This is a genomic window from Streptomyces sp. HmicA12, assembly GCF_000373565.1.
In the GTDB taxonomy this organism is placed as follows: Bacteria; Actinomycetota; Actinomycetes; order Streptomycetales; family Streptomycetaceae; genus Streptomyces.
Map to the genome: position 1 here is coordinate 585,778 of NZ_KB891809.1, position 10,594 is coordinate 596,371.

Sequence of the window (10,594 nt, forward strand, 5' to 3'; positions counted from 1 at the left end):
TCGTTCGTCACGCCTGGCCTCCGTCCGGGAAGTCCTGAAGGTGCTCACCCTGGGCCGGTCCCGCCTGGTGCGGGATGCGCGGCTCGTCCTCGGCCTGCTCGGCGGCGGCCGACTTGGCGGACGCCTTGCGCTCGGCGGCCACCTCGCGCACCGCGTCCAGTACACCGCGGTAGCCGGAACAGCGGCACAGGTTGCCGCACAGCGCCTGGCGGGTCTCCAGCTCGGTCGGGTCCGGGTTGCCCTCCAGGAGGTCGTGGACCGTCATCGCCATGCCGGGGATGCAGAAGCCGCACTGGACGGCGCCGCACGCGCCGAGCGCGCGCTGCACGTCGGAGGGCTGTCCGTCCTCCGCGAGGCCCTCGACCGTACGGACGTCGCTGCCCGCCGCGGTCGCCGCCGGGACCAGGCAGGAGGCGACGAGGCGGCCGTCCACCTGGACGTTGCACGCGCCGCACTCGCCCTGCGAGCAGCCGTCCTTGGCGCCCGCGAGACCGAGGCGCTCGCGCAGCACGTACAGGAGCGACTCACCGATCCAGGCGCCCGTGACGGGGCGGTCGGTGCCGTTGACCCGCAGGACGTAGCTGGCCAGGGGGTGGTCGTCGTGGAGAGGGGCGGAGACCTCGGCGAGGACCGTCTGGTCTGTCTGGTCTGTCTGGTCCTGCTGGTCCTGCTGGTCCGGCTGGTCCGGCTCGTGCTGCTGGCCCTGCTGGTCCTGCCGGTCCTGCCGGTCCGACTCGTTCTGCTGGTCCGTCTGGTCCTGCTGGCCGGTCGAGTAGGCCGGGCCGGGCCGGTCGGTCCGGTCCGCCTGGTCGGGTTCGTCCGACGGCTCGGGCAGGACGACCTGGCCGGTCTGCCCGGTCTGCCCGATCTGCCCGGGCTGGTCGAACCGGCCGGCCTCCTCGGGCTGGTCGGTCTGCGCGAGCCGCTCGATCTGGTCGCTCTGCTCGCTCCGGTCGTCGCCCTCGGTCGTCGCGGGCTCCGGCGCCGATTCCTGCTCAAGGCCCTGGAGCGAGTCGTGGACCGAGTCCTGGCCCGAGTCCCGGCCCGGCTCGGTGGGTTCCTCCGGCGCGACGGCCACCGGCTCCCCGGCGGCGGGGTCGGCCTGCGGGTCCTGGGTCCAGGCCCGCGCGGACACCGCCTGCGGCGCGACGGGCTCGGGCGCCTCCTCCGGAGCGGGCTCCGCGTCGGCGGGCTGCCGTGCCCAGTCGTACGACGCCCAGGGCGCGGGCGCGCCGCCGGGCAGGGTCGCGGGCGGCGTCCGGTCGCCCCACTGGGACGCCAGCGCGGACGCCGTGAACTCGCCCGACTCGTCCGGGAGTTCACCGTCCGCGACCGGGATGGACCACTGGCCGGTCTGACCCGACTGAGGAGGCTGGGCCGGCTGGTTGTGCGCGGTCTGCGGCACCCCGGCCCCGTACGGGTCCTGGTTCGCCTCGGGCCAGCGGACCTCCTGGCCCTGGCCCTGCCCGTGCCCCTCCGGGCCGTGGCCATGGCCGTGCCCGTGGTCCTGGACGTGGCTCTGCTCGTGCCCCTGCCCGCCGGGGCCCTGCGCCTGCGGAGCGATGCCCGTCAGCTCCGGCGGCAGCACCCACACACCGGTCGCCGCCGGGTCGGTCGCGGCGGCACCCGTGGCCGGGCTCACCGTTATCTGCGGCGGCACATAGCCGTGGCCCGGCGCGGCCAGCGGGGCCTCGTCCGGGAAGCCCTCGGGGGGCAGTTGCACGAAGGCCGTGGCGTCGGAGTCGTAGTCGCCCTGGGGCAGCGGCTGCCAGCCATCGGGTCCTGGGTACTCGTTCGTCACGACAGCGCCCTCCCAAGTGCACGTCGGGCCAGCGCGGCGACGGTGCGCCGCAGATGCAGTACGGCGGGCGGCAGCGCCTCCCGCGTGCCGTCCGGGGCCGGGGCCGGGTCCGGGATGCAGGCCGCGGCGACGTACTCGCCGAACGCCTGGATCGCCTCCGGCACGAGCGCGCCGCGCTCGCCGTCCCAGTCGATGAGCGAGGCCACCCACTGCTCGGCCTCCAGCGGGCGCAGCGGCATCGGCGCGATGGCGCCGACCGCGCAGCGCACCCCGCGCCTGGCCGGGTCGAGGACGAGCGCGACGGACGCCGTGGCCCGCCCCGGTCCGGTGCGCCCCGTCGCCTTCAGGAAGACCTGCGGCGCGTGCAGCAGCGGGACCCGCACGAAGCCGATCAGCTCGCCGGGGCGCAGCATCTCCATGCCGGCCAGCAGATGCGAGACGGGGAGCTCGCGGCGCGCGCCACCGGGCCCCGCGATGATCAACGTGGCTTCGAGGGCGGCCAGTACGGGCAGCGTGTCGTTGGTCGGGGCGGCGGAGGCGATGTTGCCGCCGAGGGTGCCCGCGTTGCGGATCTGCGGGGGACCCGCGGCACGGGCGGACGCGGCGAGGGCCGGGATGAGCGCGGCGAAGTCGGGGCGGCCCATGCGGGCGTGGGTCAGGCCCGCGCCGAGGAGCGCGTGCCCGTCCTGGTACTGCCAGCCGCGGATCTCGCTGATCCGGCCGAGGCCGACGAGCGCGGCCGGACGGAGTTGACCCGCGTTGACCTGGGCCATGAGGTCGGTGCCGCCGGCCACGGGCACGGCGGCGGGCATGGCCGCGAGCGCCGCGACCGCCTCGTCCAGCGAACCCGGAAGTACCGCGGCCTGTGTCGCCTGCGGTGCGTGCGTGGTCAAACCGGCTGCCCCTTCCCGATGTCCGGCCGTGCGCCCGGTGGTGTCGGTGGTCTCCGCGTGAAGTACCGCGTGCCGCGTGGAGTGCCGCGTGACCGCCGTTCCCGCCGTTACGCCTGTTCCGCCGTACGGTACGTGCTGACAGACCGGACGTGGCAACTCTGGCACATCTTCGCCGACACCCGGAGAGGGGGTCCGGTAGGAGGCTTTCGCCCCTTCCACCTGGGAGATGACCGAAATCTCACCGCCTCGCCGGTGCGCACGAATTGGCACTCTTCGGTGACATATGAGGTGACGTAAAGGCCGGGCACCCGAAACGGCCCTCCTCACGGCCGTGCGGGGCGCGCACCCGGCGACGCACCCCGCGACACGCCGCACCGGGCCCGGCTCACACGTTCGGGGGCGCCCCTTCGATCGGGCGTCCGAGCACCCCCGGCCGCCGCTGCCACGGCAACGGGCCGCCCGGCGGCCGGTAGTCGACGCCGAGCGCGTCAAGTCGCCAGTAGTGGACCGTCATTCGGCGCTCGAAGTCCGCGTAGTCGCGCGCGGCGGGCTCGGGCAGCTCGCTCCAGGCCACCTCGCAGAAGGCGGACAGGCGCGGGAATGCCTGGTAGTCGACGCGCTGCGCGTTCTCCATCACCTCGGTCCACAGGTTGGCCTGGGTGCCGAGCACGTGCCGGGCCTCGTCCTCGGTGAGCTGCGGCGGAACCGGCTCGAAGCGGTAGACGTCCTCCAGGGTGCGGACGTACGCGATGGGCACGGGTTCGTCGTCGCCGGGCGCCTGCCGGAAGTCGAGATACACCTGCTGCTGGGGGCACATGACGACGTCGTGTCCGGCCCGGGCGGCGGTGATCCCGCCCGCGTAGCCGCGCCAGGAGGAGACCGTCGCCCCCGGCGCGAGGCCGCCCTCGAGGATCTCGTCCCAGCCGACGAGCCGGCGCCCGCGCTCACTGAGCCAGGTGTCGAAATGCCGGATGAACCAGGACTGCAACTCGTCCTCGTCCTTCAGCCCGAGTTCCTTGATGCGGGCCTGCGCGGTGGGCGACTGCTTCCACTGGTCCTTCGGGCATTCGTCCCCTCCTACGTGGATGAAGGTGGAGGGGAACAGGTCGAGGAGTTCCTCGAAGACGCCCTCGTAGAAGCGGAGGGTGTTGTCAGTGGGGGCGAGTACGTTCGGATTGACGCCCCAGGTGTCCCAGACGGGGAGGGAAGACGTGTCGATCACATCGGAGTTGCCGAGTTCCGGATACGCGTGGATGGCCGCCTGCGAGTGGCCGGGGATGTCGATCTCCGGGACGACCGCGATATGCCTGGCGTGGGCGTAGGCGACGATCTCGCGGATGTCGTCCTGCGTGTAGAAGCCGCCGTGCGGCTTGTCGTCCCACAACTCCGAGGCCCGGTGGCCCCATTTCGTGCGCGTGCGCCAGGAGGCGTCCCGCGTCAGCTTGGGATGGCGCTTGATCTCCACGCGCCAGCCCTGGTCGTCGGAGAGATGGAAGTGGAGGACGTTGAGCTTGTGGGCGGCGAGCAGGTCGAGATAGCGGAGCACGCCCTCCTTCGGCATGAAGTGGCGTGCGACGTCGAGCATCGTGCCGCGCCAGCCGAAGCGCGGCGCGTCCTCGATCGTGACGTGCGGGACGCTCCACGTACGCCCGGGAAGCGGCGCCCTGCGGTACGCGTCGGGGCCGAGGAGCTGACGCAGCGTCTGCGCGCCCCAGAAGACGCCGGCCGGGGCGCCGCCCGCGATCGTGACGCCCTCGGCCGTGGCGGTCAGCCGGTACTCCTCGGCGGCCAGCGCCGGGTCGACCAGGAGCCGCAGGACATCGGTGTCGCCCGCGCCTTTGGGCGGCAGGGCGAGACCGGTCACGGCGCCGAGCACCGCGCGCAGCCAGCGGGCGGTGTCCTCGGTGCCCTCGCCGGCCGCGATGCCGGTGGCGTCGCCGAGTGCGTACGAGCCGTCGCCCCAGGCCGCGTGGCGGGGTGCCGGAATCAGATCCATGGAGTGCGGGCCTTTCTTGATGTGAGGTCAGTCCTTGACCGCGCCGCCGAGCCCGGACACCAGGCGCCGCTGCACGAGTACGAAGAAGACCAGGACCGGAATGGTCATCACGGTCGAGGCCGCCATGATTCCGCCCCAGTCGTTCTCGTCCGGTTTGAAGAAGACGAGCAGGGCCATCGGCAGCGTCGACCGGGACGTGTCGCTGATGATGAAGGACTTCGCGAACAGGAAGTCGTTCCAGGTGGAGATGAAGGAGAAGACGCTCGTCGCCACGAGTCCCGGGAGGACGAGCGGAAAGAGGATCTGCCACAGAAAGCGGGAGCGGCTCGCGCCGTCGAGGTACGCGGCCTCCTCCAGCGCTTCCGGAACGGCTTTCACGAACCCCCGCAGCATCCAGACCGCGAACGGCAGCGAGAAGGCGAGATGCGGCAGGATCAGCGAGCCGAGCGTATTGAGCTGACCGAAGTCCCGCATGAGGAAGAACAGCGGGATGGTGAGGGCTTCGACGGGCACCATCTGGGCGACGAGAAACATGATCAGCAGCGTCGTGCGGAACTTGAAGCGAAAGCGCGTCACGGCCGTCGCCGCGAGAAACGCGACGAGTGCCGAGACCACCACGACCGTTCCCGCGACGAGCAGGCTGTTGAGGAAGTAGCGGCCGAATTCCTGCTGTTGGAACACGCGCCGGAACGCGTCGAGCGACGGGGAGAGCGTCCACGGCCGGGGCTCGGTCGACTCGATCTCACCGGCCGGTTTGAACGCGCTGAGCACCATCCAGTACAGCGGGAAGGCGACGACGACCGCCACGACCAGGGCGGTGGCCTCGGCGGCGAGCCGCCAGGGCCGGCGCACGCGCAGACCGCGCAGACCACGCAGAGCACGGACACCGGAAAGCACGCCGGAAAGTCCGGGGGAACTCACAGCTCCCTCCCCTCTCTCCTCATCAGCCGCAGATAGACGAGCGTCACGCCGAGCAGGATCACCAGCATCACGACGCCGATCGCCGAGCCGAGGCTGTATTCGCTGCTCGCGAAGGCCTTCTGGTACGCGTACACGTTGAGCACGAGGTTCTGTCCCGCGATGCCGCCGCCGCCCGTCATCACGTAGATCTGCGTGAAGACCTTGAAGTCCCAGATGACCGACTGGATGGTGACGACGACGAGGATCGGCCGCAGCATCGGCGCCATGACCGAGCGCCAGGTCTTCCACTGCGAGGCCCCGTCGAGCGCGGCGGCCTCCAGGACCTCGCCCGGGATCGCCCGGATCCCCGCGTACACGGTGACCATCACGAACGGGAAGGAACACCAGACCACTTCGAGCAGGACGAGCGTGAAGGCGCTGTACCTGCCGTACGTCCATGAGTGGTCGCCGAGTCCGAGGACCTTGTTCACCGGGCCGAAGTCGGGGTCGAAGAGGAACACCCAGACCGTGGAGCCGGTGATCGCCGGGGTCGCCCAGGCGCCGAGCGCGGCCAGCATCAGGGCGAGCCGGGGCACCGCCCGCACCCGCGTGAGCAGCACGGCGAGCGCGCAGCCCACGAGGAGGGTCGCCACGACGCAGGCCGCCGCGAACAGCACGGTGGCGAGCAGCACCTGCCAGAACTGGGGGTCCGAGAAGAGGCGCCGGTAGTTGGCGAGGCCCTGGAAGGTGGTCGGTTCGCCGCCGCTGACCTGGGCCTGGGTGTACTCCAGGAAGGAGATCAGGCCGAGCTGGTAGATCGGGTAGACGAGCAGCCCGCCGAGCAGGACCAGGGCGGGGGCGAGATAGAGCCACGGGGTCCAGCGGGCCCCGCGCGCAGGCGAGCTCACCCGGCGGCCCCGAACGCCTCGTCCATCTTCTTCGCCGCGTCGCCGGACGCCGCCTTCACGTCCTTACGGCCGCTGACGATCTCCTGGAACATCGTCGGCAGCACGAGCGAGGCGTCGATCTGCGCCCAGGCCGGGGAGGCGGGCACGAACTTGGCGCCCGCGCCGAGGGTCTTCACGAAGGGCTCGACGAACGGCTCCTTCTTCGCGGCCTCCTCGCGCACATCCTTGTACGTGGGCAGGAACCCCATGGCGTCGAAGAGCGCGCGCTGGCTGTCCTTCCCGGCGAGCTGCTTCATGAGGTCGACGGCGAGGGTGCGGTGCGAGGTGCTCTTGAGTACGCCGATGTTGTTGCCGCCGGCGAACGCGGGCGCGATCTCCCCCGCCTTCGCTCCCGGCAGCGGCACGACCGCGTACTTGCCCTTCACCTTCCCGGCCTCGACGGCCTGGTGGCTGAAGTCGCCGCCGATGGCCATGGCGGCCTTGCCGGAGGCGAAGGCGGTGACGGTGTCGTTGCCGCCCATCGCGGCGCACTTGGCGGCGGGACAGTTGGTGTCGCCGAAGAGCGAGGTGTACGCCTTGATGCCCTTCTGGGCGGCGGGGCTGTCGATGGCGGAGGCGTACGAGTCGCCCTTCTCCTCGGCGAGTTCACCGCCGCCCGCCCAAATGAACGGCATCGCGCCGTACGTGTACGCGCCGCCGACCGCGAGCCCGTACAGCTCGGGCCGCTTCTTGTGGATGGCGCGCGCGGTGGCGGCGAGTTCGCCCTGCGTCTTCGGGACCTCGACGCCCAGTTCCTTGAAGACGTCGGTGCGGTAGTAGAGGGCGCGGACGCCGACGAAGTACGGGGCGCCGTAGACCTTCCCGTCGACCGTCACGGACTCCTTCGCGGTCGGATCGGTGTCGGCGGCCTCGTCCCACGCCCCGAACTCCTCGCTCACGTCCGCGAGTCCGCCGTCCTTCACGTATCCGGCGGTGTCGGTGTTGCCGTACTCGATGACGTCGGGGGCGCTCTTCGGGTCGTTGAAGGCGGCCTTGATCTTCTCGGCGCGGGTCTCGACGGGGATGTACTCGACCTTGACCTTCGCCCCGTCGTGCGCCTTCTCGAAGGCGGCGACGGCGTCGTCCGTCACCTTCTTCTTGGGCGCGTTGTTGACCTCCTGGAACAGCCAGACGCGCAGCGTGCCGCTCTTGTCGTCCTTCGCGGAGCCGCTGTTGTCGGAGGTACCGGGGGCGCAGGCGGTGGCCGCGAGAACAAGTGCGGTGAGAGGCAGAGCTGTTCGGGCAGGGAGCTTCATCGGAAACGCCTCCGAAGTGTCGTTGCAACATACGCAATGGGGGTTTCGCTGTGCACAACACGACGGAGGCTAGAAGGACTGGACCAGTGAGCGCAATGGTTTACGGGCAACACAAAGGCCCCCGGCGTGCGTCACCGCACCACCGGGGGCCCCGAACAACAAAGAAGGGGGAGGGGCTACTTCTTGCCGCCGTCCTTGCCCTTGTCGCTGTCGCCGCCCGAGCCCATGGACTCGTAGATCTCCTTGCACATGGGACAGACGGGGTACTTCTTCGGGTCGCGGCCGGGCACCCACACCTTGCCGCAGAGCGCGACGACCGGCGTCCCGTCGAGCGCGCTCGCCATGATCTTGTCCTTCTGGACATAGTGGGCGAAGCGCTCGTGATCGCCGTCGCCGTGCGACGTCTGCGGCGTCGGCTCTACGAGGGTCCCCGTACCTGTCCCGCGCTCGGGCTCAAGAGTGCTCATAACCGCCAAGGGTACTTAAGCCTGCCGTGTCCTGGCACGGGCCGGTTCCAGATCACTCGCCGGGGGCGGGGCGGGGTGCACCCGAACCTCAGTTGAGCGACGGATCGTCCGGGTACGTCGCGACCATCGCCAGCTCGCTGCGCTGGCGTCGCAGCACCGCGCGCCACAGGCCTTCCGGTCTGGTCGAGGAGACGTCCCCCGGTTCCGACTCGACGACGTACCAAGCGCCCTCGGTCAACTCGTCCTGCAACTGGCCGGGGCCCCAGCCCGAGTAGCCCGCGAAGATCCGCAGGGAGCCGAGCGCCGACGCGAGGAGTTCCGGCGGGGCCTCCAGGTCCACGAGGCCGATCGCGCCGTGGACGCGGCGCCAGCCGAGCGGGCCGTCCTCGCCGGGGATCACCGCGACCCCGAGCGCCGAGTCGAGGGAGACCGGACCGCCCTGGAAGACGACACCCGGTTCACCGGCCAGGTCGCCCCAGCCCTCCAGGATGTCGCCCACGTCCACCGGGGTCGGCCGGTTGAGGACGACGCCGAGCGAGCCCTTCTCGTCGTGGTCGAGAAGCAGCACGACCGCTCGGTCGAAATTCGGGTCCGCGAGGGCGGGCGTGGCCACGAGCAGCCGCCCTGTGAGCGAGGACACCTCGGTCATGCCAGACATGATCCCGCAGATTCCCCCGGCGCGGGGAGCCAAGCGCAAGTCCCATATGAATGCAGGTCGGCGCGCATGGAAGCGGAAGGGGCGCACCGGCACGGGTCGTCACCCCATGTGCCCGATTCGGAACGGTTCGTGTTGTAGCGAAGTCATGACGCTTCCGGAGCCTCCGCGGGCTTACGGAACAGGGGGAGGCGGCCCTTACCCTTGTCCCTTGGCCCCCTGCCCACCTCATCGGAACGCGAGATTCATGACCGTCACCGACGATGTACTGCTTGTCCACGGCGGAACCCCGCTGGAGGGTGAGATCCGTGTCCGCGGCGCGAAGAACCTCGTGCCCAAGGCCATGGTCGCCGCACTGCTCGGCAGCGCTCCGAGCCGGCTGCGCAATGTCCCGGACATCCGCGACGTCCGGGTCGTACGCGGCCTGCTGCAGCTGCACGGTGTGACGGTCCGCCCGGGTGAGGAGCCGGGCGAGCTGGTGATGGACCCCTCGCACGTGGAGTCGGCGAACGTGGCCGACATCGACGCGCACGCGGGTTCGTCGCGCATCCCGATCCTCCTCTGCGGTCCCCTCCTGCACCGCCTCGGCCACGCGTTCATCCCGGGCCTCGGCGGCTGCGACATCGGCGGCCGGCCGATCGACTTCCACTTCGAGGTGCTCCGCCAGTTCGGCGCGACCATCGAGAAGCGGGCCGACGGCCAGTACCTGGAGGCGCCGCAGCGCCTGCGCGGCACCAAGATCCGCCTCCCCTACCCCTCCGTGGGCGCCACCGAGCAGGTCCTGCTCACGGCCGTCCTCGCCGAGGGCGTCACGGAGCTCTCGAACGCGGCCGTGGAGCCGGAGATCGAGGACCTGATCTGCGTCCTGCAGAAAATGGGCGCGATCATCGCGATGGACACCGACCGCACCATCCGCATCACCGGTGTCGACAGCCTCGGCGGCTACACGCACCGCGCGCTCTCCGACCGTCTGGAGGCCGCGTCCTGGGCCTCCGCGGCGCTCGCGACCGAGGGCAACATCTACGTGCGCGGCGCCCAGCAGCGCTCGATGATGACCTTCCTCAACACGTACCGCAAGGTCGGCGGCGCCTTCGAGATCGACGACGAGGGCATCCGCTTCTGGCACCCCGGCGGCCAGCTCAAGTCCATCGCCCTGGAGACGGACGTCCACCCGGGCTTCCAGACCGACTGGCAGCAGCCGCTCGTGGTGGCCCTCACGCAGGCCACGGGCCTCTCCATCGTCCACGAGACGGTCTACGAGTCCCGCCTCGGCTTCACCTCCGCGCTCAACCAGATGGGCGCGCACATCCAGCTCTACCGCGAGTGCCTGGGCGGCTCCGACTGCCGCTTCGGCCAGCGCAACTTCCTGCACTCCGCGGTCGTCTCCGGGCCCACCAAGCTGGAGGGCGCCGACCTGGTCATCCCCGACCTGCGCGGCGGCTTCTCGTACCTGATCGCGGCGCTCGCGGCGCAGGGCACGTCCCGGGTCCACGGCATCGACCTGATCAACCGCGGCTACGAGAACTTCATGGAGAAGCTCGTCGAGCTCGGCGCGAAGGTCGAACTCCCGGGCAAGGCGCTCGGCTAGCCGCGTCTCGCCTGCCGGCTTGTACGGCGATGGGGGCCACCCGGATCTTCCGGGTGGCCCCCATCGCCGTACGCACGGCCACCGGGCAGCC

Annotated in this window: 9 protein-coding genes; 1 reads left to right on the top strand and 8 read right to left on the bottom strand. The window is 70.9% G+C overall.

Annotated elements, in window-relative coordinates:
- Positions 1–7 precede the first annotated feature (7 nt).
- The 8 genes from B072_RS43610 to B072_RS0120630 form a co-directional block, all read right to left on the bottom strand.
- Complete coding sequence (locus B072_RS43610) at positions 8–1,801, bottom strand: 2Fe-2S iron-sulfur cluster-binding protein (RefSeq protein ID WP_051127229.1); 1,794 nt, start codon at positions 1,799–1,801, stop codon at positions 8–10.
- The gene (locus B072_RS0120600) at positions 1,798–2,694 is read right to left on the bottom strand and encodes an FAD binding domain-containing protein (protein WP_018531865.1); all 897 of its coding nucleotides are present in this window, start codon (positions 2,692–2,694) and stop codon (positions 1,798–1,800) included. Before B072_RS0120600 ends, B072_RS43610 begins: the two co-directional genes overlap by 4 nt.
- A 385-nt stretch (positions 2,695–3,079) precedes the next feature.
- On the bottom strand, positions 3,080–4,690 hold the full coding sequence (locus B072_RS0120605) for a beta-N-acetylhexosaminidase (RefSeq protein ID WP_018531866.1): 1,611 nt from the start codon (positions 4,688–4,690) through the stop codon (positions 3,080–3,082).
- Positions 4,691–4,717: 27 nt separating this feature from the next.
- The gene (locus B072_RS0120610; protein ID WP_018531867.1) at positions 4,718–5,587 is read right to left on the bottom strand and encodes an ABC transporter permease subunit; all 870 of its coding nucleotides are present in this window, start codon (positions 5,585–5,587) and stop codon (positions 4,718–4,720) included.
- A 20-nt stretch (positions 5,588–5,607) separates the two neighbouring features.
- Positions 5,608–6,498, bottom strand: a complete 891-nt coding sequence (locus B072_RS0120615) for a carbohydrate ABC transporter permease (RefSeq protein WP_018531868.1) — start codon at positions 6,496–6,498, stop codon at positions 5,608–5,610.
- Positions 6,495–7,793 carry an extracellular solute-binding protein gene (locus tag B072_RS0120620; protein ID WP_018531869.1) on the bottom strand — a complete coding sequence of 433 codons (1,299 nt, stop codon included), beginning with the start codon at positions 7,791–7,793 and terminating at the stop codon, positions 6,495–6,497. Before B072_RS0120620 ends, B072_RS0120615 begins: the two co-directional genes overlap by 4 nt.
- Positions 7,794–7,969: 176 nt before the next feature.
- Complete coding sequence (locus B072_RS0120625) at positions 7,970–8,260, bottom strand: DUF3039 domain-containing protein (protein WP_018531870.1); 291 nt, start codon at positions 8,258–8,260, stop codon at positions 7,970–7,972.
- Between the two features lie 88 nt (positions 8,261–8,348).
- Complete coding sequence (locus B072_RS0120630) at positions 8,349–8,909, bottom strand: YqgE/AlgH family protein (protein ID WP_018531871.1); 561 nt, start codon at positions 8,907–8,909, stop codon at positions 8,349–8,351.
- A 253-nt stretch (positions 8,910–9,162) separates the two neighbouring features.
- On the opposite strand from B072_RS0120630, the gene murA reads away from it, so the two are divergent.
- Complete coding sequence (gene murA, locus B072_RS0120635; RefSeq protein ID WP_018531872.1) at positions 9,163–10,503, top strand: UDP-N-acetylglucosamine 1-carboxyvinyltransferase; 1,341 nt, start codon at positions 9,163–9,165, stop codon at positions 10,501–10,503.
- Positions 10,504–10,594 lie beyond the last annotated feature (91 nt).